General features: G+C 64.5%; 23 protein-coding genes. 8 read left to right on the plus strand and 15 right to left on the minus strand.

From position 1 onward, the window contains the following. Nucleotides 1-93: 93 nt before the first annotated feature. From AC1MFL_RS14360 to AC1MFL_RS14400, 9 genes are all read right to left on the minus strand, one after another. Nucleotides 94-981 carry a type II secretion system F family protein gene (locus AC1MFL_RS14360; RefSeq protein WP_479810522.1) on the minus strand — a complete coding sequence of 296 codons (888 nt, stop codon included), beginning with the start codon at nt 979-981 and terminating at the stop codon, nt 94-96. 11 nt (nt 982-992) lie between these two features. Next, complete coding sequence (locus AC1MFL_RS14365; protein ID WP_479810523.1) at nt 993-1,940, minus strand: type II secretion system F family protein; 948 nt, start codon at nt 1,938-1,940, stop codon at nt 993-995. Then, nucleotides 1,937-3,373: a TadA family conjugal transfer-associated ATPase gene (locus tag AC1MFL_RS14370; RefSeq protein ID WP_479810524.1), complete on the minus strand. Its 1,437-nt coding sequence runs from the start codon at nt 3,371-3,373 to the stop codon at nt 1,937-1,939. The genes AC1MFL_RS14365 and AC1MFL_RS14370 overlap by 4 nt, the downstream gene beginning before the upstream one ends. Continuing rightward, the gene (locus tag AC1MFL_RS14375; RefSeq protein ID WP_479810525.1) at nt 3,370-4,566 is read right to left on the minus strand and encodes a CpaE/TadZ family protein; all 1,197 of its coding nucleotides are present in this window, start codon (nt 4,564-4,566) and stop codon (nt 3,370-3,372) included. Before AC1MFL_RS14375 ends, AC1MFL_RS14370 begins: the two co-directional genes overlap by 4 nt. Next, nucleotides 4,563-5,324 carry a Flp pilus assembly protein CpaB gene (gene cpaB, locus AC1MFL_RS14380; protein ID WP_479810526.1) on the minus strand — a complete coding sequence of 254 codons (762 nt, stop codon included), beginning with the start codon at nt 5,322-5,324 and terminating at the stop codon, nt 4,563-4,565. Before cpaB ends, AC1MFL_RS14375 begins: the two co-directional genes overlap by 4 nt. A gap of 25 nt (nt 5,325-5,349) precedes the next feature. Then, nucleotides 5,350-6,363 carry a pilus assembly protein TadG-related protein gene (locus AC1MFL_RS14385; protein WP_479810527.1) on the minus strand — a complete coding sequence of 338 codons (1,014 nt, stop codon included), beginning with the start codon at nt 6,361-6,363 and terminating at the stop codon, nt 5,350-5,352. Further along, complete coding sequence (locus AC1MFL_RS14390) at nt 6,351-6,776, minus strand: TadE/TadG family type IV pilus assembly protein (RefSeq protein ID WP_479810528.1); 426 nt, start codon at nt 6,774-6,776, stop codon at nt 6,351-6,353. Before AC1MFL_RS14390 ends, AC1MFL_RS14385 begins: the two co-directional genes overlap by 13 nt. Nucleotides 6,777-7,041: 265 nt before the next feature. Further along, nucleotides 7,042-7,233: a Flp family type IVb pilin gene (locus AC1MFL_RS14395; protein WP_479810529.1), complete on the minus strand. Its 192-nt coding sequence runs from the start codon at nt 7,231-7,233 to the stop codon at nt 7,042-7,044. Nucleotides 7,234-7,506: 273 nt separating this feature from the next. After that, nucleotides 7,507-8,172: a prepilin peptidase gene (locus AC1MFL_RS14400; RefSeq protein WP_479810530.1), complete on the minus strand. Its 666-nt coding sequence runs from the start codon at nt 8,170-8,172 to the stop codon at nt 7,507-7,509. A gap of 294 nt (nt 8,173-8,466) precedes the next feature. Here AC1MFL_RS14400 and rplM point away from each other — a divergent pair, with 294 nt between their 5' ends. After that, nucleotides 8,467-8,910, plus strand: coding sequence for a 50S ribosomal protein L13 (gene rplM / locus AC1MFL_RS14405; RefSeq protein WP_024367145.1), 444 nt, complete (start codon nt 8,467-8,469; stop codon nt 8,908-8,910). 38 nt (nt 8,911-8,948) lie between these two features. Continuing rightward, nucleotides 8,949-9,455, plus strand: a complete 507-nt coding sequence (rpsI, locus tag AC1MFL_RS14410; RefSeq protein WP_226760362.1) for a 30S ribosomal protein S9 — start codon at nt 8,949-8,951, stop codon at nt 9,453-9,455. A 73-nt stretch (nt 9,456-9,528) separates the two neighbouring features. On the opposite strand, the gene AC1MFL_RS14415 is transcribed toward rpsI, so the two are convergent. Further along, complete coding sequence (locus AC1MFL_RS14415; RefSeq protein WP_479810531.1) at nt 9,529-11,283, minus strand: ArnT family glycosyltransferase; 1,755 nt, start codon at nt 11,281-11,283, stop codon at nt 9,529-9,531. A 242-nt stretch (nt 11,284-11,525) separates the two neighbouring features. On the opposite strand from AC1MFL_RS14415, the gene glmM reads away from it, so the two are divergent. Further along, nucleotides 11,526-12,887 (plus strand): phosphoglucosamine mutase, encoded by a 1,362-nt coding sequence (glmM, locus tag AC1MFL_RS14420; protein WP_479810532.1) that lies wholly within the window; start codon nt 11,526-11,528, stop codon nt 12,885-12,887. On the opposite strand, the gene mscL (AC1MFL_RS14425) is transcribed toward glmM, so the two are convergent. The 5 genes from mscL (AC1MFL_RS14425) to coaA form a co-directional block, all read right to left on the minus strand. Continuing rightward, complete coding sequence (mscL, locus tag AC1MFL_RS14425; RefSeq protein ID WP_479810533.1) at nt 12,884-13,288, minus strand: large conductance mechanosensitive channel protein MscL; 405 nt, start codon at nt 13,286-13,288, stop codon at nt 12,884-12,886. The two genes, glmM and mscL (AC1MFL_RS14425), sit on opposite strands and share 4 nt — an antisense overlap. 130 nt (nt 13,289-13,418) lie before the next feature. Continuing rightward, nucleotides 13,419-14,723 carry a glycosyltransferase family 87 protein gene (locus tag AC1MFL_RS14430; RefSeq protein ID WP_479810534.1) on the minus strand — a complete coding sequence of 435 codons (1,305 nt, stop codon included), beginning with the start codon at nt 14,721-14,723 and terminating at the stop codon, nt 13,419-13,421. An 11-nt stretch (nt 14,724-14,734) separates the two neighbouring features. Then, nucleotides 14,735-15,199, minus strand: coding sequence for a large conductance mechanosensitive channel protein MscL (gene mscL, locus AC1MFL_RS14435; RefSeq protein WP_479810535.1), 465 nt, complete (start codon nt 15,197-15,199; stop codon nt 14,735-14,737). A 92-nt stretch (nt 15,200-15,291) separates the two neighbouring features. Further along, nucleotides 15,292-16,218, minus strand: coding sequence for a M15 family metallopeptidase (locus AC1MFL_RS14440; RefSeq protein WP_479810536.1), 927 nt, complete (start codon nt 16,216-16,218; stop codon nt 15,292-15,294). 7 nt (nt 16,219-16,225) lie between these two features. Further along, nucleotides 16,226-17,191 carry a type I pantothenate kinase gene (gene coaA, locus AC1MFL_RS14445; RefSeq protein ID WP_479810537.1) on the minus strand — a complete coding sequence of 322 codons (966 nt, stop codon included), beginning with the start codon at nt 17,189-17,191 and terminating at the stop codon, nt 16,226-16,228. Nucleotides 17,192-17,337: 146 nt separating this feature from the next. Here coaA and glmS point away from each other — a divergent pair, with 146 nt between their 5' ends. The 5 genes from glmS to treY all read left to right on the plus strand — a co-directional run bounded on the left by glmS (nt 17,338) and on the right by treY (nt 25,825). Continuing rightward, the gene (glmS, locus tag AC1MFL_RS14450) at nt 17,338-19,230 is read left to right on the plus strand and encodes a glutamine--fructose-6-phosphate transaminase (isomerizing) (protein WP_479810538.1); all 1,893 of its coding nucleotides are present in this window, start codon (nt 17,338-17,340) and stop codon (nt 19,228-19,230) included. A gap of 4 nt (nt 19,231-19,234) precedes the next feature. Next, nucleotides 19,235-19,582: a holo-ACP synthase gene (locus AC1MFL_RS14455; RefSeq protein WP_479810539.1), complete on the plus strand. Its 348-nt coding sequence runs from the start codon at nt 19,235-19,237 to the stop codon at nt 19,580-19,582. Between the two features lie 63 nt (nt 19,583-19,645). After that, nucleotides 19,646-21,160: an NAD(P)H-hydrate epimerase gene (locus tag AC1MFL_RS14460; RefSeq protein ID WP_479810540.1), complete on the plus strand. Its 1,515-nt coding sequence runs from the start codon at nt 19,646-19,648 to the stop codon at nt 21,158-21,160. A 91-nt stretch (nt 21,161-21,251) separates the two neighbouring features. Next, on the plus strand, nt 21,252-23,489 hold the full coding sequence (glgX, locus tag AC1MFL_RS14465; RefSeq protein WP_479810541.1) for a glycogen debranching protein GlgX: 2,238 nt from the start codon (nt 21,252-21,254) through the stop codon (nt 23,487-23,489). Continuing rightward, on the plus strand, nt 23,486-25,825 hold the full coding sequence (gene treY / locus AC1MFL_RS14470) for a malto-oligosyltrehalose synthase (protein WP_479810542.1): 2,340 nt from the start codon (nt 23,486-23,488) through the stop codon (nt 25,823-25,825). Before glgX ends, treY begins: the two co-directional genes overlap by 4 nt. Nucleotides 25,826-25,842: the final 17 nt, after the last annotated feature.

Raw genomic sequence — 25,842 nt, forward strand, 5'->3', positions numbered from 1 at the left:
GCCGAGGGGGTCCGGTCTATGGGGGACCCCCTCGGCTCTGGGTCCGAGGGGGTCCGGTCTATGGGGGCGCTGTTGAAGCCGCCTTAATTTCTCCTACATGTTGGAGAAGGCCGCGATGATGTTGATGACGGCCGGCCCGAGGATGACGATGAAGAGTACGGGCAGGATGCACAGCATCAGGGGGAACAGCACCTTGATGGGTAGCTTCATTGCCTTCTCTTCAGCGCGCTGCCGTCTCTTGATTCGCATTTGCTGGGCCTGCGTCCGAAGCACGCTAGCTATCGCGATGCCGTACACATCCGCCTGGACAACGGCCCTCACGAAGCTCCGCAGGTCAGGCGCGCCGGTGCGTTCAGCCATGGCGAGATAAGCTTCCCGGCGGCTCCTGCCGACCTGCATGTCCTGCAGCGTCCGGAGGAGTTCCGCGGCGAGCGGGCCCTTCCCGTTTTGTCCCGCACGTGCCATTGCAGATTCAAATCCGAGTCCGGCCTCTACCGAAATCAGCATTTGATCCAGGGTGCTGGGCAACTCCAGTTCGATGGCTTCCTGGCGCTTCGCCCCCTGGCTGTGCAGGAGGAGGTCCGGAACGAAGTACACAAGCACCGTCACAAACAACGCCAGAATGACAGTTGTTCCTGTTGGGCTTTTGAGAACATACAAAACCCCCAATAAGCCAACCACCAAGGCGAGTGCCGGCTTGACCACCAGCAGGCGCTCCAACGGCATGCCCGCGGGCCTTCCCGCCTTGGCGAGCAGCTTATCCAGCCATGCCGGATACCCCTTGGGGGCCAAGTGCTGCCCCAGTTTCACGAGCCTTAGGGCGTCGACGCCCCCCGGCCCGTCCCCTGGTGTCCCCTTACTTCGTCCCAGATTGCTGCGGACAGCTGCCAGGCCTGTTCGGTCGACCGAGATGACTGCCCAAACCATAACCGAACAGGGAACAACGATGATTGCCACTATGAACCAGGCCATTACGCTCATGTTTGTTCCCCCTAGAACTTGATCTTGACGACGCGGCTCAGCCAAAAGGACCCGACAGCCAGCAGTACAACGGCAAACCCGAGCATGATCCAACCGAGCACGCTGGTGTATAAAACCCCTAGATAGCCTGGGTTGGAGAAACTAAGGAACAGAAAGATGCCGACGGGCAAAGCGATGAGGATATAGGCTGACAGCTTGCCCTCGGCACTGAGGGATTTCACCTGGCCCTTGATCTGCATCCTTTCGCGGATGGTCGCTCCCACATGATCCAGAACCTCGGCCAAGTCCCCGCCGACTTCCCGGTGAATCTCGATGGCCTGGGCTGTCCAGTCGAAATCTTCGCTCCGCAAGCGTCGCGCCGAGTCGGCCATGGAGTCTTTCAGGTCCCGGCCAAGCCTGGTCTCGTTTACCAGTCGGGCGAATTCCTCTGAAGTCGGGGCATCTGCCTCCTGGGCAACAGCGTCCACCGCTCGAAGCAGACTGTGACCGGCCCGCAGTCCGCCGGAGAGCATCTGTATGGTGTCGCTGAGCTGAGACTCGAATTTCGCCCGACGCCTGCCGGCCATGATGTTCAGGAATAGTATTCCGGCGATCGGCGTCAACAGCACGAACAGCAAAGCCAGTCCCAGGCCGGCCAAAACAAAACCGATGCCTCCCGCAGTCACGGCTATACAGCCGAGCAGAAGGATGTAGTCTGCCTGGCCAATGCGCAGCCCTGCTTCCTCCAACGAATTGGCGGAGCCAAAGCTGGCATTCCGGCTGACATTCCGGTCAACAAAGGAGGATGCTGAGGCCGTAACACGCGTGAGGACCGACGGTTGCTCGGCGACACCTGGCCGTCTGCGTGACAATTCGATGTTGGATTCACGGCCACGAAGAGTTATCACGAACAGGAACACCAGCGCGGCAAAACAAAGCAGGAGACCAAGAACTAACAGAACCGGGCTTGTCGCGGTCACCGGTAACCACCGCCAATTGGAGACTTCCCGAAGACCGCCGGGGAGAGTGCAATACCCAAGTCCGCGAAGTGATCCACGAAACGGGGCCTGACGCCGGTGGGAACCGGCCGTCCCAGGAACCGTCCGTTTGCGTCCATCCCGGCGCTGTAATCGAATGTGAAGGCGTCCTGGAGCGTCACGATGTCCCCCTCCATCCCTTGGACTTCCGTGACGTGCGTGACTCGTCTCGTTCCGTCGCGAAGCCGCGAGATGTGCACGATCAGGTTCACTGCCGAGGCGATCTGCTCGCGGATGGCACGGAGCGGCAGGTCCATTCCCGCCATGAGGACCAGGGTCTCGAGTCTCGCGATCGCGTCGCGGGGCGTGTTGGCGTGCACCGTTGAGATCGAACCGTCATGTCCTGTGTTCATGGCCTGCAACATATCCAGCGACTCGCCGCCGCGGACTTCGCCGATGACGATTCTGTCCGGGCGCATTCGCAGTGAGTTCCGGACGAGATCCCTGATGCTGATCTCGCCTTTGCCCTCGATGTTCCTCGGCCGGCTTTCGAGCCTGACAACGTGTTCCTGCTGCAGTTGAAGCTCGACGGCGTCCTCGATGGTGACGATCCGCTCATCAGTGGGAATGAAGGAGGACAGGACATTGAGCAATGTTGTCTTGCCCGTCCCTGTGCCTCCGGACACGATGATGTTGAGCCGGGCGTGGACGCATGCATTCAGTAGTTCGGCGATCTCAGGGGAGATGGTGCCAAACGAGATGAGGTCGTTGACCGTCAACGGCACCTGGCCGAATTTTCGGATGGTCAGCGACGATCCGTTGACGGCCAGGGGCGGGATGATGGCGTTCACACGCGAACCATCGGACAGGCGGGCGTCCACGAGCGGGGAAGATTCGTCGATTCTTCTGCCGACCTTGGTGACAATCCGCTCGATGATCCGGCGCAGGTGGTCCTCGGACGTGAAGCGGGAACCCGTCAGAAAGAGTTTGCCGCCGCGTTCCACATAGATCTTATCCGGGCCGTTGACCATTACTTCCGTCACGGCATCATCAGCAAGGTATTTCTGCAAAGGGCCGAGTCCGATGACATCATCCAGGATCTCCTGAACCAGACGCTGCCGTTCGGCTGAGGACAGCGGAATCTCATCCTCTTCGATGATGGTGCGCAGTTCGCCTTTGGCGTAGTCATGCAACTCCGCTTCGTCCAGCGAGGTGTCCGTCATCCGGCTGCCCATGCGCTCATAGAGTGCCAGGCCGGCGCGTTCCTTTACCGCTGTCAATGCGTCGTTGGCATCAGCGCCGTGATCTTTGGAGATTGGGTCATTCCAGGCGGACTCGTTCTGTGCCTTCCCCGCCCACGGGATCTCAGTTCGGGGGGAAACTGGCTGCTTGAATGCCTCACTGCGGACGGCTTCAAAGCGATCTGCAAGTGTCATTGGACTACCGCCCTTCGGTGAAGTTTCTTGTGGGGCCGCTGTTCCCAATTCGGGTCAAACCGGTCGACGAGCTTGCGCAGCCCCTTTGCCACGGCATCCCGGGATGCATCCTGCAGCAGCGGAACCCCCTTGTTCGTGGAATACGGCACAGCGTGTGACCGGGGGAGAACCACGTCCACAGGGCAGCCAATGGTTGCCTCGACATCCTGGAGTGTCAGCCCGCTGCGTCGATCCCCAAAGTTGAGCACCACATGCCGGTTTGGGGGGAGCAGGCCAAGCTCGGTGAGGAGTGCGAATCCTGTCCGGAGGCCCTTGATGCTCGGGATGTCCATTCCGCAAACCCACAAGCCGTCCGTGGCTTCTTCGAGGGTCGCAAGTACATGTTCTCCGAGCCCCGGAGCGGTGTCCACGACCACGTATTTGAATTCGCTGGCCAGCTGGACAAGCAACCTGGAGACCTGTTCCCCCGTTATCTGATCCGCCTCTATCGGGTTGAGGGGGGCACAAAGGGCGTAGATGCCGGAGGGATGCAACGTGAGGTATGACTTGAGCACCAGGCTGTCGCCAGCGGCAGCCCCTTTTACCGCGTCGGCCATGGTCTTCTCCGGCTCAAGCCTGAGTCCGGACGCTACGTCACCAAACTGCAGGTCCAGGTCGACCACCACCACGCCCATAGGGGCCAATTTTGCGAGTCCGACCGCGAGGTTGGTGGTAACAGTCGTTTTGCCTACACCTCCCTTCGGCGACATGACGGCGATGATTCTTCCGTTCCCGGTCAAAGGTTCGACGCTGTTCCCGAGGCCGCGCCGGCGTCCCGCAGCCGCGAGGCTGGCGCGTTCGAGCATGACGCGAATGGCGTCTGCATCTGCATCAGGTTCCAGGAGATCTCTGATTCCTGCCCGCATCGCGGGCAATGCGATGCTGGAATCGCCGTCGGTCACCAGTACCACGCTGATCTCCGGGTACTGCAGGTCGAAGAGACTCGCGAGCCTAATGGCGTCATCTACGGGCAGTCCCGGCCCCAGCAGGATGACTTCAATGGGATCGCCCGAGAGGGTGCGCAGGACGTCGTCCGGTCCCGGTGGCAGGAAATTTGCGACGATTCCGTGAAAACTTCCATGAAGGCGGGAAGCCGCCTGCCTGGCGCGTCCCTCGAAATCGGGGTCTGCTGTTATGGCTACGAATCTGCTCATCGGTACAGCTCCGGCTTCTTGACAATTACCGGGGCGCCTTCAGTGGCAGACGACGGTTCTTTGGTCAGCCACAAGGTTCCGAAGTTGGCCCCGAAAGCGATCTTCGCTGAATCCGCGTCGTTGCGGGCAAAGGTCACGAGCAACTGCCCGGTGGGCAATTCGGTATTGGCCTGTTCCTCAGCAGTGGTCCCGTCGCCAGCTTTTGCGGCTGTCTTTGCGAGGGAACGCTGGACGCTCGTCACCAGGACTTTGTGAAAAATCTGCTGCCCGGACTCCACATCGGGTGCGTCCTTCACGGCCCCCTTGTCAAAGAGGACGACGATGCCCACCGTGTCGCCGGCCGCAATCCGGCCGCCGACCACCCGCTGGGCCTCCAGCTGGACCGAGATCTCCTGCATTCCCTCCGGAACCGGAACGGAGCCGGGCGCTGACAAGGTCTCAGGATCAGCCAGCCGTGCACCAAGCAGTGCTTCGCCTGGTAGCAGATCCACGGCGGCGACCTTCCCGTTCAAGCCGTCCAGGCTCTTGAGCGCGCCATTCGGCACCGAGGCCGAAGGCAGCGAAGTCAGTTTCACAGCGCTCTTGACCTTTTCGAGATCAGCGCCTTTCGCAACCTGTTCTTGAACTACAAGTACGTCGACCGGCTGCAGGTCCTTTTGGGCCCGAGCCTCGGACGCCGAAACGTATGAGACCAGTAAGACGGTGCCAACTATTGCCAGCACAAATGCGACGATGCCTCCCAGTAGGCGTGTTTTCACTTTTCATTCCCCTTATTGAATGGATTTAATTCGTGAGTTCGATGACAAAGACGGTGCCGGATGGAGTTGACGAGGTACCAGTGAAAAGGCTTGGATCCGCCGAGTACCCGACGAAGGTCCCGTAGATTCCTTTCTCGCTAGTGCTGAAAACATTGTCGGGGTCGTATTTAGCCTGGCCTCCCAGGTTCCACGCGAGGATCTTGAAGCCTGCCCACTTGGAGATCATGTATTTGGCATTGCTGCCGGTGAGTCCATTCGTGGACGAGTACACCGGAACTGCGACAGTCGATCCTGCGAGACTTGGATTTGTTGATGGATTGAACATATCCAGGCATCCGTTAGGAACGGAGGCGCCGGTGCTTCCAGTGCTGTAGACCCCGATTTCCGCGATGACTTGGCACGGTTCCGTACCATTCGGTTTTAGCCAAGCGAACCCACCCTGGTAGGCCTGATTTGAAGGATTTAGACCGTTGCAGTCCTGTCCCCCGCCTTGGACCAGGAGCTTGTGTGGATGGCCATCATTGTTGAACTCGCAGGGCGCAAAAACGAGCGGCAAAATGGACAGTCCTTTGGTCGGGAAGTACCATCTAGCCCGGGCGGATGCACGGATTTCCACGGAATTGATTCCGAGCACCCTGGCCAGATAGAGCGAAAAGTGTTCCCCGTTCGCGCCGGCAGGTGTCTCTGTTGTGACGTCTACGGTGCCGACAGTGCCGGTGATTGAGACGGTTGCGGACACTACGTTGCTTGAACCGTCCAGGGCGTTACCGTTTGCGAACGGCGCCGCCTGAGTTTTCTGATCGGCAGCACATGGTGCTGAAGCGGCAACTTTTTCGCAGGCCTGCGCGATTGCGAGTGCCGCGGAGTCGGCGCCGTTCTGCAGCTGCGTTTTCTCCGAGTACATTGCGCCCACGTCCACTGCCAGAGCTCCGAAGCCCAGGAGGGCCACCATGAGAATGGCAGCGAGTGGCGCAATAACTCCCCTTTCGTTCTCGTTGTGCTCGACGGCATCCGACGCCGTCCTGGCTATCCTCCGCATCGCATTAACCCTTTTGCTGAAATACTCATGATGTCCGGAAGGAAGGGCAGCAGCGTCGGGAGGCCAGTCAGGTAAGCGGTGTTGGCCGTGATCAGGACGACGGCGTCCTGATCCGGTCCGCAGGTGCTGATGGTGATCTCGCCGGGCTGCAAATCGGCAATGGGTGCCGCGTCAATTGCCTTCTGCTTTGCAGCAGCTGGCGAGAACCCGGTCTCCTTGTAGTGGATCGCCGTATACCGTGCAGCTTCGCGGGCGCCCTCTGCCATGGAGACCTGAATGCTGAAGGCGCGCCCGAATTCCACAACTCCCAGGATTAGCGCGAGGAAGATGGGGAGAATAAGGGCGAACTCGACTGCTACAGCCCCGAGTTCCTTGGGCTTCTTCGTGCCGTTCCGGTTGATCTTCGGTTTCATCACGCGCCACCCGTGGCGGCTTGGAATCCTAAAATTGGCCTTTGCCCGAGTGGACCCACGGAAGCCACTGAATAACGTACGTCAGTCACTCCCGATGAAGTGAACTTCGCTTTAGATTTGAGACCTTGCATGACCCCTCCTGAGCCTCGAGACCTGGCGCCTACCCCTACGCAGACAGAAGAAGCCCAGGGGCAGGTGCCATGGCAGCGGACCTGTCGCCCGAACTGCCGCCGCCCCACCCCTGGGCGTTCGACGCGTATCTCGCTTAGAGGCTGCCGGAGATTGTCGTGAAGAGCCCGGTGAGGTTGGTGCCCAGTGCTGTCACGGCACCGATGATGGCGACGGCGATGAGGGCCACCATGAGGCCGTATTCAACGGCGGTGGCGCCCTTTTCGGATTCGAGCTTGTCCTTGATGCCGGCTACGAATGAAAGCATAGAGACCATGAGACCAGTCATTTTAGTATTCCTTTTCCAGAGTTTTGAATGAAAAACGAAATTCCAGCAAATTCCCTTGTTGCCAAATCCCCTAGAGCTTCGTTGGGACAACATTTGCATGGCGATTAAGGGCACAGCAATGAATCGGAATACTCGACTTTTCGGGGTGGAAAAGGAGACACCACCTAGCTCAATCCGGGGGTGTACTCAGTTTTGCGACGGTCTTTGGGCGACCACTACTTGGATTGATGCGCCAGCTCACTAAAGAGGGCAGAGATACGGCAGTGGCAGGTGTTACGGAAGAAGCAGAATGATGGCCAGTCCGGCTGCCAGCATGGAGGGGCCGTAGGCAACCTCTTTTGGCTTGTTTTCGCGGTTTTTCAGCACGAGAAAAACGGAAGCGAGGCCGCCGGCAACGAAGGCCAGGGCTCCGCCGTAGAACAAGTGCGACCAGCCTAGGTAGCCTAAGTACAGTCCAAGTGGTGCGGCGAGCTTCACGTCACCCATTCCGAGCCCGTTTCTGCTGGTCAGGGCGAGAATTAAGTAGGAAATGAACAAGATTACGGACCCGGCGACTCCGCGATACAGGTTTCCCGCCGCTCCGTGTGACACTGCGGCGGATGCCAGGAGCACAAGGCCGGCCCCCAGCAGGGGCCCGACGAGCCGGTCCGGCAGCAAGTGATGCGCAATATCGATCCGGGCCAGCGGGACGGCAACTATGCCGAGTAATACGTAGGCGGGAAGTTCGGCCGCAATGCCGAAGCGCCACGCCAGCAGGGCCGAGAGGGCAAAGGTGGCCGCCGCCGTCGTGATCCTCAGCCGGGTGGTGGCTTGGCCGGCCAGGTGGGGGAGGGCGCGCCGGATGAGGGCGTCGGCCAGCAGCCCCAGGCACAGGCCGGCGAATCCCACGCCGGCAATGAACAGCGGCGAAGCGGAGCCAGCGGCGGCGGTATCGAACACGGGTTCCTCCAGGGATGCGGCGGGCCGGGGGCGGGCAGGATGCATCCGGACACCCCATTTTGACCCAGCGACACGTCATCCGCTATTCTTGGTAGTCGTTGTGCGTGTCCTTCTCGATGATGCGTGCCCGCTTGGGAATCCGGTTGCAGGATGACTACTCAACGTGCACATTCGAGACTCAGGACAACTGGTTACATGGAGCCCTCACCTCTGTTCCGGTAGCGCATAGATAGTAGGTGCACCTTCGCGTGACGCCTAAAACAAGAACGCCAGAACAAGAACGAGGCAAACACCGTGCGTACGTACACCCCGAAGCCCGGCGATATCAACCGCCAGTGGCACGTCATTGACGCCACAGACGTTGTCCTTGGTCGTCTCGCGAGCCAGACCGCAATCCTGCTGCGCGGCAAGCACAAGGCCACCTTTGCGTCCCACATGGACATGGGCGACTTCGTCATCATCATCAACGCCGAGAAGGTTGCCCTCACCGGCGCCAAGCTGGAGCAGAAGCGCGCATACCGCCACTCCGGTTACCCGGGCGGCCTGACCTCCGTTACCTACGCGGAGCTGCTGGAATCCAACCCGGTCCGCGCCGTGGAGAAGGCCATCAAGGGCATGCTCCCGAAGAACTCCCTCGCTGCACAGCAGCTGGGCAAGCTGAAGGTCTACAAGGGTGCCGAGCACCCCCACGCCGCACAGCAGCCCAAGACTTACGAAATCACCCAGGTCGCCCAGTAGTCCTGGCCACCAAACAACTTATCTATACAAGGAGAATCGTGGCTCAGAACGAAGAGACCACCGAGGCCGTTGTGGCTGAGGAAAACCTGACCAGCTACACCTCGGAAAGCGGTCCTGCGGAAGCAGAAGCGCCCAAGAAGGAACGCCCGGCCCTTACGGTTGCCGGCGCAGCAGTTGGCCGTCGCAAGGAAGCCGTCGCACGCGTTCGCATCGTGCCCGGCACCGGCAAGTGGACCATCAACGGCCGCGAGCTGGCCAACTACTTCCCGAACAAGCTGCACCAGCAGGACGTCAACGAGCCCTTCAAGATCCTCGATCTTGACGGCGCCTACGACGTCATTGCACGCATCCACGGGGGCGGCATTTCCGGCCAGGCCGGTGCCCTGCGTCTCGGCATCGCCCGTTCGCTGAACGAGATCGACACCGAGAACAACCGCGCCACCCTGAAGAAGGCCGGTTACCTGCGCCGTGACGCCCGCGTCATCGAGCGCAAGAAGGCTGGCCTCAAGAAGGCCCGTAAGGCTCAGCAGTACTCCAAGCGCTAAACCCGCTTCCAAGCGCATCTGGCGCTTGCACGAGAGCCCGTCCCGCCATTTGGCGGGGCGGGCTTTCGTTGTATCAGGCTTCAGGCGTCGGGCGGGTCAGATCGAAAAGGTCCGTGTCCCCGAACCTTTCAGGCGTGAAGTTTGCGCGAACCCACGCTGTTATTTCGTCGGCGAATCCGGCTTCGGCAGAGATGTCCTTGCTGCCGCTGCGCGAGACGTAATACTTGACTTGACCTGAAGAAACGAAATCCTGGAATTGTTCGAGAGTCGGAAACGGCGTTCCCCCGTTGAAGCCACCGACGGGAAGAACCGGCAAGGCGGAGCCCAACTGGTAGTTGGCGGAATTAAGGGCCCCCGGAACCGCCGCGGCCCACCGATAGGTGCGCGCATTCAATCTCAGCAGGGTGAGGACCTTAGTGTCAGCGGGGTGACCCATCGCGGATCCGCGGAGCCGGCTGTCGCCCTCCGGCCAGAGTTCCGGGTGCGGGGAATCCAACACCACAGCGCTCCCGAGAAGAGTCGCCATCGGTTCGACGCCGGTGTGTTGAGCCTGGACGGCCGATACGGTGAACGCCGCCGGCCCGAGAAAGCAGGCTGCTGCCGTGGCAATAACGGTGACAATGCTGACCTGCCGCCGGCGGATCCGGAACACGAGGAGCTCGCAGCCGATCACACTGACGATCAAGGCCACCAGCGCCAGCGCCGGCCCGGGTCCACCGCTCTTGCTCAGGTACCCAAAGGCCAGGACTGCCGACGCGAGCACTGATGCGGCCATTGCCAGCCTGAAAGCCAGCCATCTCCTGGCCGCCCACGTCAGTTGCCCGCCGGCAGCTGCGAGGATTGCAGCGGCTGGAGCTATCGCAACCAGGTAGTACGGGTGAATGACGCCGCTCATGAAGCTGAAGACTGCGGCGTAAGTGAGGAGCCAACCCCCCGCAAGGAGGATGAGGGCCCGGCGGGGATCGGACCGAGGGACCCGGCGCAACAGAACCAGGGAACAGACCAAGGCAACGAGGGCCACCGGGATGAGCCACGAACCCTGGGAGCCAAATGATGGATACACCAGGAGCCGCAGGAAGCCCGGGTTTGACATACCCTGCCCGTCCGTTCCGCCGCCTTCAGCGCCAAGGATTCTTCCGAGGCCGTTCTGCCGAAGCAGGACCTCCACGAAGCTGTTGCCAAATGAGCCTCCGGCGTATGGTCTGTCGGCCGGGAGCGTGCTTTCCGCCACAACGACCCATGAGCCGGCAACGACAACAACCCAAGCCATCGCGGTTCCCAGCTGGACGAGCCTACGGCGGACACGGCCAGGGCCCGCATAGAGGTAGACGAGGCCCAGCGCAGGGAGCAAGAGGAGTGCCTGGGCGGACTTGGCCAGGAACGCGGCTCCGATGACGGTCGCTGTCAACAGGATCCACCGCCACCGTCCATCGTCGACGGCGCGGACCAGGAAGTAGACAGAAAGAGTCAAGAGAAACGTCAGCAGGGCGTCAGGATTGTTGTATCGGAACATGATCGCGGCTGCGGGTGTCATCAGAACAGCACTACCGGCCAGGAGGGCCGTTGACATGCGGAAGTGCCGGCGGACTGCCAGATAGGTGACGGCGACCGTCCCCATTCCCAGGAGGGCTTGGGGAGCCAACAGACTCCAGGAACTCAGGCCGAACAACCGGACCGAGAGCGAACTCAACCAGATGCTTGCCGGCAGTTTGTCTACCGTAATTCCATTTCCGCCGTCCGACGAGGCAAAGAAGAACGCTGTCCAGCTGACGGATCCGGCCTGTGCAGCGGCCGCGTAGTAGCCGTTGCCCCATCCGTTCAGCGGCAAGTTCCATAGATAGATAAAAGCTGTGACGGCAAGCAAGGCCGAAAACCAGGCAGTTTCCCGACGACTCATAAGACCACTTTCCAGATACCGTATGCCGCGCGCATCCGCGCTCGCGACGCCTTTTCAAAGGCGAACATACCTCAGGGGTACCAAGACTCCGGACAAGCCGCGGAGATCCGATCGCAACGCCCGCGCTGTCCGCCGGGAACAACTTGGAGGTTTACTCGTCTAAACTTGACCCGATGTCTAGATTATTTGGAACAGATGGTGTCCGGGGCTTGGCGAATGGCCTGCTCACGGCCGAACTCGCGATGCAGCTGGCCCAGGCTGCCGCCGTCGTGCTCGGCCATGACCGCAATACCAACGGAACACGGCCGCGCGCCGTGGTTGCCCGGGACCCCCGCGCCAGCGGTGAGTTCATCGCGGCAGCGGTGGAGGCGGGGCTGTCCAGCTCCGGGATCGACGTTTATGACGCCGGCGTCCTCCCGACCCCGGCCGCGGCTTACCTGGTGGCAGACCTGGATGCGGACTTCGGCGTAATGATCTCCGCCTCGCACAACCCCGCCCCGGACAACGGCATCAAGTTCTTTGCCCGCGGCGGACAGAAGCTGCCTGACGACGTCGAGAACGCCATCGAGGCTCAGCTCGGCATGGAGCCGCGCCGCCCGGTCGGCGGAGACGTCGGGCGCATCCAGCGTTTCTCCGACGCAGAGGACCGCTACATCGTCCACCTGCTCGGCACCCTCCCGCACCGCCTGGACGGGCTCAAGGTGGTGCTGGACTGCGCCCACGGTGCAGCGAGCGGCTGTTCCCCGCAGGTCTTCAAGGACGCAGGCGCCGACGTCATTCTCATCGGTGCCGAGCCGGACGGCTACAACATCAACGAAGGTGTCGGCTCCACCCACCTGGGGCCGCTCGCGCAGGCGGTCCTGGAGCACGGCGCCGACCTTGGAATTGCCCACGACGGCGATGCTGACCGCTGCCTCGCAGTGGACCACGAAGGAAACGTCGTCGACGGCGACGAGATCATGGCCATCCTCGCCGTGGCCCTGAAGGCCTCGGGCAAGCTCAAGGACAACGTCCTCGTCGCGACCGTGATGAGCAACCTCGGACTCAAGATCGCCCTCCGCGAAGCCGGTATCAGCCTGCGCGAGACCGGCGTCGGCGACCGCTACGTCCTGGAAGGCATGCGCGAAGGCGGCTTCAACCTCGGCGGAGAGCAGTCCGGTCACGTAATCTTCGCCGACCACGCCACCACCGGCGACGGCGTTCTCACCGGCCTGCAGATCGCCGCCCAGGTGGCGCTCACGGGCCGCCCGCTGAAGGAACTCGCCAAAGTGATGACCAAACTCCCGCAGGTCCTGATCAACGTCAAGGGAGTGGACCGCACCCGGGTTAACGGCGACGACGCCGTGGCGGCGGCCGTGGCCCTGGCCGAGGCCGAACTGGGCGACACTGGCCGGGTGCTGCTGCGCCCCTCCGGCACCGAGCCGGTGGTCCGCGTCATGGTCGAGGCTGCGTCCCAGGAGACCGCCCAGGACGTCGCGGAGCGCCTGGCAGAGGTAGTCCGGACCGAGCTGGCCCTGGAGCTCGTCGCCGACTAAAGCTGGCGTTGCTGCAAGGCGTCACGGATTTCGGTCAGCAGGGCAATCTGCGGGTCCTCCGCAGCCTCTTCCTTGACGTCCGGGCTGATGCCCAGGCGTCGGTTGCGCCGTTCGATCATGTGGTTCATGGGGACGACAACCACGAAATAGATGGCAGCCGCGATCAGGAGAAAGTTGACGATCGCCGTCAGCAGCACACCGAACTTGATGTCGTTGCCGTTCAGCGTGACGACGCCGAAGCTGTCGAAGTTGGGCGACCCCACCAGGCCCGCAATGAATGGCATCAGCACGCTCTGGACCAGTGCCGTTACCACGGCGCCAAACGCGGCGCCGATGACGACTGCGACGGCAAGGTCCACGACGTTGCCCTTGAGAATGAAGTTCTTGAATCCTGTCAGCATGTGCCCAAACTAGCCCGGCCTCGTGAACACGCCGTGTCCGGCAGGTAAGTTTCGCGGTCCGTGTCGGTGCGTAACGCGTCCGCAGGCCGACTGGCGTGCCGCTACAGGACGCCGTGAAGGCAGAACCGCGTCAGGCCGTGTAGCTGGGAGACGCAGTTTCCGCGGGGCTTTCGTTCGTTCGAAGCGCGCGAAGGGATTCAAACCACAGCGCGGCCAGCGGTAATGCTGCCCACGGAGCGCCGATAATGTCCAATGGCCACCGTGCCATTTGAACTGCGGCAAGGTGGAATGCCGGGCCTAGCCAAAGGAGTCCAATGGCGCCCACAGTCGAAGCCCGGACCAGGGGCGTGGAACGGTGCTCGAGCAGGTAGGCAATCACCGGGACGAGCAGCACCCCATCGTAGGTTGCAATATGTGGGGAGAAGGCAACCGTCGTCGCCAGCGTTGCCAGCCACACCAACATTAGGTTGACCGGCCGCTTCCTGGTCTTGTAGAGGTGAAAAATCAATATGGTTGCGCCCGCCGGCAGTGAAATCACCGTCAGGACCGGTACTGTCCACCCGGCCCAAGAGGGCGGCAGGAGCCCCTGAACGAGCGAAGGTAGCCCAATCATCTTCCAGGCCTGTCCTTGCTGGACTTGCTCTGTGTACAGCGGACTGGAAAGCGCTGAAACCCAGTGAGCCAGGCCGTCCACGCCCACCAAGCCGACGGAGATGCCGGCGAGGAGCGAAAACACTGCCACGAAACTTGCCAGCGCCCGAACGTTGCGCGTTGCCAGAAGAGCTATGGGTACCAGAACAAAAAGCTGGGGCTTCGCGAAGCCCAACCCGAAGATTGCCCCGGCCCAATAACTATGGCCGGTCCCGAGGAGACGTATCCCTAGGAGCCAGACGGCCAGCACGAACGCCGAGTCCTGACCACCCCCCAACAGTTCGAAGACAACCGGTGACGCGAAGACGGCGAGAAGAACCCCTTTGCGCTTGTGCAGCATCAGTTCGGGTGCCACGGACCTCAGGCTCAGGGTGCACGCAACCAGCAGTGTTGCACTCAGAGCCAGCCAGACCAGTGCGCTTAAGTTATACGGAATGAGGGCAAAGGGGGCATAAAACGCGGCGACGACCGGAGGCGAGACGAACCATGCCAGGGTCGTCAGCGATCCGAGCGCGCCGGCTTGGAAGGCCTGCTGGGTCTGGGGGTCATATAGGACCGCGGAACCGCCGGCGAGTAACAGGCCTCCCCCTGTCCAGTGGGCCAGGTAATCGGGCAGGAAGGAGCCTTGGGCGGCCGGGACGAGCACGCGCGTGACCGAGGTGGCCAGCAGTGCGGCGCCAGACATGACCGCAAGGATGATCGGATAGACTCTGAGCCGGTCCGGTGTGATGAAACTGTCAATTTTTCGCACCAAAATAGCGAGCGCCTGCCGACCCCTTGTCATGGTCAGTGAGACTACAGGAACGGCCGTCGCAACGTCTTATTGAGGATCTCCGGTGTGGCTTCTGCTTCCGAAGTATTGCGCTGGACGTACAGGGCGTCCCGGACCTCGGTGAGCAAGGCAATCTCCGGATCCTCCCTCGCCTCTTCCTTGACGTCCGCTGTAATGCCGAGGCGGCGGTTGCGCCGTTCAATCAAGTGGTTCATGGGCCCGACGACGACGAAGTAGATGGCAGCGAAGATCAGCAGGAAGTTGATGATCGCCGTCAGCAACACGCCGAACTTGATGTCGTTTCCGTTCAGGGTAACGACTGCAAAGCTGTCGAAATGGGGCGCACCCACCAGACCCGCGATGAACGGCATGAAGACGCTCTGGACAAGTGCCGTGACGACGGCGCGGAATGCGGCGCCGATGACAACGGCGACGGCCAGGTCCACGACCTTGCCTTTGAGAATGAAGTTTTTGAATCCTGTCAGCATCTGCCCAAACTAGGACCCGCGGGGACAGCCCGAATCGGCAGGGTGCGCGCTGCAGTCCGTGTGGGTCCGGGACGCGCTGGGACTGGGCGCTGCTACAGGTACGCCGGGGCCGCTTCGAGCCCGAAGTACTCCTCGAGGGTCGCAATACCCCGGGTGTTCATGTCGCCCGCGGCCTCGACCCCGACGTAGCGCAGGTGCCACGGCTCGTAGTAGTAGCCGGTGACGGTATGGAGCATCCACGGGTAACGCACCACGAAACCGAACAGGTGGGCGTTGTTCCTGGCCCAAACCGCTGCGGGCTGCTCGGCAAAGCAGGGCTGGAAGCTGCAGGCCCCGCCGCCGTCGCCCACGTCGAAGGACCATCCGGTCTGGTGCTCGGAATAGCCGGGCCGGGCCGACGCGGTGTCGGCCTCCGCCTGCCCGCGCGAGGACACGTACCCGTTGTAGGTGGCGGTCTGCGTCGCATAGGACCGGTAGCCGCTGGCCAGGGTCAGGATGACGCCGGCCCCGGCCGCGGCGGCGAACATCCGCTCCGCCGCGACCGCCGTCGTGCTGTTCAGCAGTGCCGCTTCGCCGGAGGTGGCCAGGCGAACGTCCGGCTGGACGAGGTCGGCCGGCCGATACGTGGCGGGGGAGAGCGGGCGGTGTTTGTTCACCACCACCCAGGGGCTCGCCGGGTCGGTAAGCGAGTGCTGCCGTGCGGCCGCGGCGGAGGGCGCCGGGGCCGGCGGCGCCGTCTCGGGGGCCGTCGCGTCGGGAGTGGCCGGCAGGGCCTCAGCGGACGGCGGGCGCTGGCAGCGGCCGACGGCGTCCCGGCACCCGCCGTCGTCCCTGACGCTGCCCCGGAAGCCGAGGCGGAAGCCGGGTCCGACAGGGCCGGCCGGGGGGATCCGGGGGCGCAGGCGCTCAGCGCCGCGAGGCCGGATCCGGCCAGCAGCAGGCGGCTGAAGGCCCGGCGGCCGGGGGTGCGCAATCCGGGTTCCGGCGCCGACGGAGACCCCGCGAACGCGTCGTAGCACACCTGTGCTAGACCTTGCGGAGCAGCATGCGGCGGATGGAGTGGTCGGCGTCCTTGGTGAGCACCAGCTGGGCGCGGCCGCGGGTGGGGAGCACGTTCTCCTCCAGGTTTGGCTCGTTGATGCGCTTCCAGATTTCGCGGGCAGTCTGTTCCGCCTCCGCGTCCGAGAGCGTGGCGTAGCGGTGGAAGTAGGACTCCGGCTGCGCGAACGCCGTGGTCCGAAGTTTCCGGAAGCGGTCCACGTACCACTCCTCAATGTAGGACGTTTTGGCATCAACATAGATGGAAAAATCGAAGAAGTCACTCAGTGCCAGGCCCTGGCGGCCGTCGTGCCGCGGCCGGGCCGGCGCCAGGACGTTCAGGCCCTCGACGATCAGGACGTCGGGGCGCCGCACCACCACTTCCTTGCCCGGGACGATGTCGTAGGTCACGTGGGAGTACCAGGGCGCCCGGACTTCCTCGGCGCCGCCTTTGATCTCGCTCACAAAGCGCAGCAGTGCGCGGCGGTCATAGGACTCGGGGAATCCCTTGCGTTCCAGCAGCTGGCGCCGCTTGAGTTCCGCCAGCGGGTACAGGAAGCCGTCCGTGGTGATGAGTTCAACATTGGGGGTGCCGGGCCAGCGGCGGAGCATCTCCCGGAGCACGCGGGCAATGGTCGACTTTCCCACGGCCACCGAACCGGCGACGCCGATCACGAACGGTGTGCGCTGGGTCTGCTCTCCCAGGAACGTGGTGGTGGCGGCGTGGAGCTGGCCTGCCGCCTCGACATACAGGTGCAGCAGCCGGGACAGCGGGAGGTAGACCTCGCGGACTTCCTTCATGTCCAGGGGATCGCCGAGGCCGCGGAGACGGAGCACGTCCTCCTCGTTGAGGGGCTGCTCCATCTGGGCAGCGAGCCGGGACCAGGTCTGCCGGTCCAGCTCCACGAACGGGGAGACGCCGTCGCCGTTCGCATCATTGCGTTGCAAAGTCACCCTAGAGATTCTGCCCTCCGCCGGGCCGAGAGCGAAATGGACGTCCCTGTCCGGGCGGCAGGCGGGCCCCGCCCTGTGCGGCGCACGGCGTGTTGCGGCCGCTCGTCCTACGTCCGCTGTCCGGGAAACCCGCTAGGCTTGAGTCCATGTGTGGAATCGTTGGATATGTGGGCCACTCCGCTGGCCGGGTAAATACTGGACACAATGCCCTGGACGTTGTCCTTGAGGGGCTGCGGCGCTTGGAATACCGGGGCTACGACTCTGCAGGCATCGCCGTTGTGGCTGACGGAACCATTTCGTCCCGCAAGAAGTCGGGCAAACTGAGCAACCTGATTGCCGAGCTCGAGGCCAACCCGCTGCCGGAATCGCTGACCGGCATCGGCCACACCCGCTGGGCGACCCACGGCGGCCCGACCGACCAGAACGCCCACCCGCACCTGGCCGATGAGGGCAAGCTGGCCCTGATCCACAACGGCATCATCGAAAACTTTGCCGAGCTCAAGCTCGAACTCGGCCGCAAGGGCGTGAAGTTCCGCTCCGAGACCGACACGGAGGTTGCCGCCGCGCTGCTGGGCGACATTTACCGCAACCAGCTCCAGGGCGACCCCGCCAAGGGCGGCCTGACCAAGGCCATGCAGCTTGCCTGCCAGCGCCTCGAAGGCGCCTTCACCCTGCTCGCCGTCCACGCGGACCAGCCCGACGTCGTTGTGGCCGCCCGCCGCAACTCCCCGCTGGTCGTCGGGCTCGGCGACGGCGAGAACTTCCTCGGCTCCGACGTCTCCGGCTTCATCGACTACACCCGACGCGCCGTCGAGCTCGGCCAGGACCAGATCGTCACCATCACCGCCGACTCGGTGGAAATCACCGACTTCTACGGCGCACCGGCCGAAGGCAAGGAATACCACGTCAACTGGGACCCGGCCTCGGCGGAAAAGGGCGGCTTCCCGTCCTTCATGGAAAAGGAAATCCACGACCAGCCCGACGCCGTGCTGCAGACCCTGCTGGGCCGCTCGGACATCAACGGCAAGCTGACGCTCGACGAGCTCCGGGTGGACCCGGAACTGCTCAAAAACGTCGACAAGATCATCGTCCTCGCCTGCGGCACCTCCGCCTACGCCGGACAGGTCGCCAAGTACGCGATCGAGCACTGGTGCCGGATCCCCACCGAGGTCGAGCTCTCCCACGAGTTCCGCTACCGCGACCCGATCGTGGATGAGAACACCCTGATCGTGTCGATCTCCCAGTCCGGGGAGACCATGGACACCCTGATGGCGGTCCGCTACGCCAAGGAACAGGGCGCCAAGACGGTCTCCATCTGCAACACCAACGGTTCCACGATCCCGCGCGAATCCGACGCCGTGCTCTACACCCACGCCGGCCCGGAAATCGCCGTCGCCTCCACCAAGGCCTTCCTGGCGCAGATCACCGCGGCCTACCTCCTGGGCCTGTACCTGGCGCAGCTGCGCGGCAACAAGTTCCAGGGCGAGATCAAGGACATCCTCGCGGACCTCCACAAGATCCCCGCGAAGATCCAGCAGATCCTCGACAACGAGGCGCAGATCAAGGAACTCGGCCAGTCCATGGCCGACGCCAAGTCCGTGCTGTTCCTGGGCCGCCACGTCGGTTTCCCGGTGGCGATGGAGGGCGCGCTGAAGCTCAAGGAGCTCGCCTACATCCACGCGGAAGGCTTCGCCGCCGGCGAACTCAAGCACGGCCCGATCGCGCTGATCGAGGAGGGCCAGCCCGTCTTCGTGGTGGTCCCCTCGCCCCGCGGCCGGGATTCGCTGCACGCCAAGGTCGTCTCCAACATCCAGGAAGTCCGGGCGCGCGGCGCCAAGACGATCGTGATCGCGGAAGAAGGCGACGAGGCCGTCAAGGCCTACGCCGAGTACGTCTTCTATATCCCGGAGACCCCCACGCTGCTGGCGCCGCTGCTCACCACGGTCCCGCTGCAGATCTTTGCCCTCGCCCTGGCGTCCGCCAAGGGCTACGACGTGGACCAGCCTCGCAACCTGGCCAAGAGCGTGACCGTAGAATAGCCGCATGATTGTTGGCATTGGCGTAGACGTCGTAGACATTGAACGGTTCGGCAAGCAGCTGGAGCGCACCCCCGGGCTGCGCGATAGGCTGTTCGTGCCCGCGGAGCGAGAACTGAACACGCGCTCCCTGGCTGCCCGGTTCGCCGCCAAGGAGGCCGTGGCCAAGGTGCTCGGCGCCCCGGCCGGCATGAACTGGCAGGACTGCTGGATCGGCTTGGACCAGAACGGGCCCACCGTCCAGGTCAAGGACACGGTGCTGGCCGTCGCGGAATCGAAGGGCGTCAAACGCTGGCACCTCTCGATCAGCCACGACGGCGGCATCGCCACGGCCACGGTGATCGCCGAAGGCTGAGCATTCCCCGCCTGAACCGAGCCGGACTTCCCGCAGCGACTGCACCGCGAATGGACTGAAACCATGATCAGCGCCTATACCGGAACCCAGATACGAGAGGCCGAAAAGCCGCTTCTGGAAAGAGGTATGGGCGCTGTTCTGATGCAGCGGGCCGCCTACGGGCTGGCCAACGCGGTGGCCCGCGAACTCCGGGCCCGCGGCGGGCGCCTTTACGGCGCCAGCGTCACGGTGCTCGCCGGCAAGGGCAACAACGGCGGCGACGGTCTGTTCGCCGCCGCGATGCTGGCCGGCCGCGGCATGCGGACGACGGCGGTGCTCGCCGCCGGGGAGGCCCACCCCGAAGGACTCGCGGCCTTCCACAAGGCCGGCGGCCGGGTGCTCCGGCTGACTCCAGAGAACGTGGCCGACGCGTCGGCAGCAGCCGCCGCGTCCGACGTCGTCATCGACGCGGTCCTCGGCACCGGCGCCCAGGGCGGCCTGCGGGGCCCCGCCGCGACAGTGATCGAGGCACTGGGACGTTCGCGGCCCGGGCTCGTGGTGGCCTGCGACATCCCCAGCGGCGTGGACGCCGATACCGGCGAGGCCCATGCCCCGGTGCTCCAGGCCGAGCTGACCGTGACTTTCGGGGCCGCCAAGGCCGGATTGCTGGCCGACCCCGGGGCGGACTTCGCCGGCCGGGTGCTGGTCATCCCGATAGGAATCGACGCCGCCCTCCCGGAGCCGGCCCTGCGCCGCCTCGAAGCGGAGGACCTGTCCGTCCTGCTGCCGCATCCCGGCCGCCGCTCGCACAAATACTCCCGTGGCGTCCTGGGCATCGTGGCCGGCTCGTCGCGCTACCCCGGCGCGGCGGTGCTCGCCTGCCGCGGGGCGCTGGCGTCCGGGGTCGGGATGGTGCGCTACCTCGGCCCGCCGGACGTCGCGGACCTGGTCCGGCACTTCTGCCCCGAAGTCGTCTGCGGATCCGGGAGCGCGGCTGACACCCACGTCCAGGCCTGGCTCCTGGGACCGGGCCTTGATGAAGAAGCCCACGAGCAGCTGGAGCGCGTCCGGGAAGCCGCAGCCACCGGGCTTCCCGTTGCGGCGGACGCCGGGGCCCTTCCCGCCCTGCCCCGGGCCCTCGCCCCGCACTTTGTCCTGACACCGCACGCCGGCGAACTGGCCGCCCTGCTGGCGCGGTACGGCGCCGAACCCGGCCGCTCCGGGGTGGAGGACTCCACCCTCGCCGCGGCCCGGCGTGCCAGCGACCTGACCGGCGCCACCGTGCTGCTCAAGGGCGCCACAACGCTGGTGGCCGCACCGTCCGGTGCCGTCTTCAGCCAGGCCGAGGCGACACCCTGGCTGGCCACGGCCGGCAGCGGGGATGTCCTGGCCGGTGTGCTCGGTTCCCTGCTGGCACAGCTGGCCGAAAGCCCCGGTGCGTTCGCCTCCCTCGGCATCCCCGCAGCCGACCGCTGGGCCGGCATCGCGGCGGTGGCCGCCAGCGTCCACGGCCGGGCCGGACGCCTCGCCTCGGACGGCGCGCCGGTGACAGCGGGCGGCATCGCCGGGGCCGTCCCGGAGGTGCTGCGGACGATGTAACGCCGAGCCCGCCAACCGTCCCGACAGGGATGATAACCCTACTTACAAGTAGTCTGTCTAGAGATTGTCCGCTTATGCATGAGGAGTACACATGGAAGTCTGGCCCGGAACGGCATACCCGCTGGGAGCCACCTTTGACGGCACTGGCACCAACTTTGCCCTGTTCAGCGAACGCGCCGAGCGGGTGGAGCTGTGCATCCTTGCTGATGATTTGAGCGAGACGCGGATTGAGCTGACCGAGGTGGACGGCTACGTGTGGCACTGCTACCTGCCGCACATCCAGCCGGGACAGAAGTACGGCTACCGGGTCCACGGCCCGTACGAACCGGAGCACGGCAACCGCTTCAACCCGAACAAGCTGCTGATGGACCCCTACGCCAAGGCCGTCCAGGGCCAGATCGACTGGGATCCGGCGCTCTTCACCTACGAATTCGGTGACCCCGACTCCCGCAACGACAGCGACTCGGCACCGCACACCATGCACGGCGTGGTCATCAACCCCTTCTTCGAATGGGACGGTGACCGCCAGCTGCGCGTCCCGTACCACGAGTCGGTCATCTACGAGGCCCACGTCAAGGGCCTGACCGAGCTCCACCCGGATATCCCCGAGGAACAGCGCGGCACCTATGCAGGCGTGTCGCACCCGGCGGTGATCGACCACCTGAAGAAGCTCGGCGTGACCGCGATCGAGCTCATGCCGGTCCACCAGTTCGTCAACGACGGCACGCTCGAGGAGAAGGGCCTCAACAACTACTGGGGCTACAACACCATCGGCTTCTTCGCCCCGCAGAACACCTACAGCTCCTCCGGCGATGTCGGGCACCAGGTCCAGGAATTCAAGGCCATGGTCCGCGACCTGCACAAGGCCGGCATCGAGGTGATCCTGGACGTGGTCTACAACCACACCGCGGAAGGCAACCACCTCGGCCCCACACTGTCCTTCAAAGGCATCGACAACCAGGCCTACTACCGGCTGGTCGACGACGACCTGAAGCACTACATGGACTACACCGGCACGGGAAACTCCCTCAACGTCCGGCACCCGCACTCGCTCCAGCTGCTGATGGACTCCCTGCGCTACTGGGTCACGGAAATGCACGTCGACGGCTTCCGCTTCGACCTAGCCTCCACGCTGGCCCGCGAGTTCTACGACGTCGACAAACTGTCCACCTTCTTCGAACTCATCCAGCAGGACCCGATCGTCTCCCAGGTGAAGCTGATCGCCGAGCCCTGGGACATCGGCCCCGGCGGCTACCAGGTGGGCAACTTCCCGCCGCAGTGGACCGAGTGGAACGGCAAATACCGCGACACGGTCCGCGACTTCTGGCGCGGGGAGCCCTCGACCCTGGGCGAATTCGCCTCCCGCCTGACCGGCTCCGCGGACCTGTACGAAAGCTCCGCGCGCCGCCCGGTGGCCTCGATTAACTTCGTCACCGCCCACGACGGCTTCACCATGCGCGACCTCGTCTCCTACAACGAGAAGCACAACGACGCCAACGGCGAGGGCAACAACGACGGCGAATCACACAACAGGTCCTGGAACTGCGGCGAAGAGGGGGACACGGACAACGATCAGGTCCTGACCCTCCGCGCCCGCCAGCAGCGCAACTTCATCGCCACCCTGCTGCTCTCGCAGGGCGTCCCGATGCTCCTGCACGGTGACGAGCTCGGCCGCACGCAGCAGGGCAACAACAACACCTACTGCCAGGACTCCGAGCTGAGCTGGATCCACTGGGAAGCCATGGACCAGCCGCTGGTGGAGTTCACCGCCGTCGTCAACAAGATCCGCCACGACCACCCGACGTTCCGGCGCAGCCGCTTCTTCGACGGCCGCCCGGTGCGCCGCGGTGAGGGCGAGAAGCTGCCGGACATCGTCTGGCTGAACACGGACGGCACCGAAATGCTCCCGGAGGACTGGGACAGCGGCTTCGGCCGGACCATCGGCGTCTTCTACAACGGCCACGGCATCCAGGAACAGGACTCCCGCGGCCGCCGGATCACGGACGACAGCTTTGTGCTCGCATTCAACGCCCACGACGACGACGTGGACTTTGCGCTGCCTTCGGAGGAATACTCGAAGTTCTGGGACGTCCTGGTGGACACCGCAGACCAGGCGAACACCGAGGAGCCGCTCAAGGCGCAGGCTGTGCTGAAACTCGCAGCCAAGTCCATGGTGGTGCTCCGCGCCCATTCCGGCCCCGAGGTGGAAGTGGACTACTCCGCGGCCGCTTCACTGGCCTCCATGGCCGACCACGAGGAGGCCCTCGAGGAGATGGTGGAGGCCCAGGACGAGGCCGCCGCAGCCGTCGCGAAAGCCACCGCCAAATGAGGACACCCGTCTCCACCTACCGGCTCCAGATCCGGCCCGGCTTCACCCTCCAGGATGCTGCCGGGACCGTGCCCTATCTGAAGTCGCTCGGCGTGGACTGGATCTACCTCTCGCCCATCCTGACCGCGGAAAAGGGCTCGGACCACGGCTATGACGTCACCGACCCCTCCGCGATCGACCCGGACCGTGGCGGCGCGGAGGGCCTGCTCGCCGCGTCGCAGGCGGCACGGGAAGCCGGCATGGGGGTGCTCGTCGACATCGTGCCCAACCATGTCGGCGTCGCAACCCCGGTCCAGAACCCGTGGTGGTGGTCCCTGCTCAAGGAGGGCCAGCAGTCCCGCTACGCCCCGGCGTTCGACGTCGACTGGGACCTCGGCGGCGGCCGGGTCCGGATCCCGGTGCTGGGATCGGACTCTGACGTTGACGCGCTGGAAATCAAGGACGGGGAGCTGCGGTACTACGACCACCGCTTCCCGCTCGCCGAGGGAACCTATACCGCAGGTGACCCCACCGCGGATGACCCCCGCGAGGTCCACGACCGGCAGCACTATGAGCTGATCGGCTGGCGCCGGGCCGATAACGAGCTGAACTACCGCAGGTTCTTCGCCGTCAACAGCCTCGCCGGCATCCGGGTGGAGCTCCCGGAGGTCTTCGATGAGGCCCACGCGGAGATCGTCCGCTGGTTCCGCGAAGGGCTGGTCGACGGGCTCCGGATCGACCACCCGGACGGCCTGGCCGACCCGGAAGGGTACCTGCGCCGGCTCCGCGAGGTCACCGGCGGCAGCTACCTGCTGATCGAGAAGATCCTCGAGCCCGGGGAAGTGCTTCCGGACGGCTTCGACTGCGAGGGAACCACCGGCTACGACGCCCTGGCGGACGTGGACCGGCTCTTCGTCGACCCCGCCGGGCAGGAAGCCCTCGACGCCCTCGACGCCGAACTGCGCGGCGGCCAGCCCGCGGACTACGAGGAGATGATCCGGGGCACCAAACGCCGGATCACGGACGGGATCCTGCACTCGGAAATGCTCCGGCTGGCGCGGCTGGTGCCGCCCGGAACCGGGCTCGGCGTCGAACCTGCCGCCGATGCGCTCTCCGAAATCATCGCCGCCTTCCCGGTCTACCGCAGCTACCTTCCCGAGGGTGCGGACGTCCTGCGGGAAGCGTGCGCACTCGCCGTCCGCCGTCGCCCCGAGCTGGCGGACGCCGTCGGGCTGCTGCTCCCGCTGCTGCTCGACGCCGGTCCGGAAGCCGGCGCCGAGCTGGGACGACGCTTCCAGCAGACCTCCGGCATGGTCATGGCCAAGGGCGTGGAGGACACCGCGTTCTTCCGCTACACCCGGCTGGGCACGCTGACGGAGGTCGGGGCCGATCCCACCGAGTTCTCCGTCGCACCGGAGGAATTCCACCACCGGATGGCCCGCCGGCAGGCGGAGCTTCCGCTGTCCATGACCACGCTGAGCACGCACGACACCAAACGCAGCGAGGACACCCGCGCCCGGATCTCGGTGCTCGCCGAGCTGGCGGGCGAATGGAAGGCCGCCCTGGCCCGGCTGCAGGAACTGGCGCCGTTGCCCGACGGGCCGCTCGCGAACCTGTTGTGGCAGTCCGTTGCCGGTGCCTGGCCGGCGGACCGGGACCGCCTGCAGTACTACGCGCAGAAGGCCGCCCGCGAGGCCGGCAACTCGACCGACTGGCTGGACCCGGACGAGGCCTTCGAGAAGCAGCTCTCCGCGGCCGTGGACGCGGTCTTCGACAACCCCAGGGTCGGGGCAGAACTGGAAACCCTCGTGGAGCTCCTGACGCCCTATGGTGCCGTCAATTCGCTCGGGGCCAAGCTGGTGCAGCTGACCATGCCCGGGGTCCCGGACGTCTACCAGGGCACCGAGTTCTGGGACCGTTCGCTGACGGATCCGGACAACCGCCGTCCGTTCGACTACGCCGCGCGGCGCGCTGCCCTGGCGGCGCTCGACGCCGGGGAGCGCCCGGCGTCGTACACCGACGACGCGGCGAAACTCCTGGTCACCTCCCGGGCGCTGCGGCTGCGCCGCGACCGTCCGGAGCTGTTCACCGGCTACCGCCCGGTTGCCGCCACCGGCTCTGCGGCCGGGCACCTGGTCGGCTTTGACCGCGGCAGTGCCGCGGGCGCGGGGGCCCTTACGCTCGCGACCCGGCTGCCGCGGGGACTGGAGCAGCAGGGCGGCTGGCGGGACACCGCCGTCGACCTTGCCGTGGACATGGCGGACGAGCTGACGGGGAACACCTTCGGCGCCGGCACGGTGCCGCTCTCCGCCATCCTCCGCGACTACCCGGTGGCGCTGCTGGTGCCCACCTCCTGACCGCACCCACCGACGAA

This window comes from Arthrobacter sp. BG3, from assembly GCF_056680185.1.

Coding starts and splice junctions, on each gene's coding strand:
- AC1MFL_RS14360 (WP_479810522.1), bottom strand. CDS start 981: ATGAGCGTAATGGCCTGGTTCATAGTGGCAATCATCGTTGTTCCCTGT.
- AC1MFL_RS14370 (WP_479810524.1), bottom strand. CDS start 3,373: ATGACACTTGCAGATCGCTTTGAAGCCGTCCGCAGTGAGGCATTCAAG.
- AC1MFL_RS14375 (WP_479810525.1), bottom strand. CDS start 4,566: ATGAGCAGATTCGTAGCCATAACAGCAGACCCCGATTTCGAGGGACGC.
- AC1MFL_RS14385 (WP_479810527.1), bottom strand. CDS start 6,363: ATGCGGAGGATAGCCAGGACGGCGTCGGATGCCGTCGAGCACAACGAG.
- AC1MFL_RS14390 (WP_479810528.1), bottom strand. CDS start 6,776: ATGAAACCGAAGATCAACCGGAACGGCACGAAGAAGCCCAAGGAACTC.
- AC1MFL_RS14395 (WP_479810529.1), bottom strand. CDS start 7,233: ATGACTGGTCTCATGGTCTCTATGCTTTCATTCGTAGCCGGCATCAAG.
- glmM (WP_479810532.1), top strand. CDS start 11,526: ATGTCTAGATTATTTGGAACAGATGGTGTCCGGGGCTTGGCGAATGGC.
- mscL (WP_479810533.1), bottom strand. CDS start 13,288: ATGCTGACAGGATTCAAGAACTTCATTCTCAAGGGCAACGTCGTGGAC.
- AC1MFL_RS14430 (WP_479810534.1), bottom strand. CDS start 14,723: ATGACAAGGGGTCGGCAGGCGCTCGCTATTTTGGTGCGAAAAATTGAC.
- mscL (WP_479810535.1), bottom strand. CDS start 15,199: ATGCTGACAGGATTCAAAAACTTCATTCTCAAAGGCAAGGTCGTGGAC.
- glmS (WP_479810538.1), top strand. CDS start 17,338: ATGTGTGGAATCGTTGGATATGTGGGCCACTCCGCTGGCCGGGTAAAT.
- AC1MFL_RS14455 (WP_479810539.1), top strand. CDS start 19,235: ATGATTGTTGGCATTGGCGTAGACGTCGTAGACATTGAACGGTTCGGC.
- AC1MFL_RS14460 (WP_479810540.1), top strand. CDS start 19,646: ATGATCAGCGCCTATACCGGAACCCAGATACGAGAGGCCGAAAAGCCG.
- glgX (WP_479810541.1), top strand. CDS start 21,252: ATGGAAGTCTGGCCCGGAACGGCATACCCGCTGGGAGCCACCTTTGAC.
- treY (WP_479810542.1), top strand. CDS start 23,486: ATGAGGACACCCGTCTCCACCTACCGGCTCCAGATCCGGCCCGGCTTC.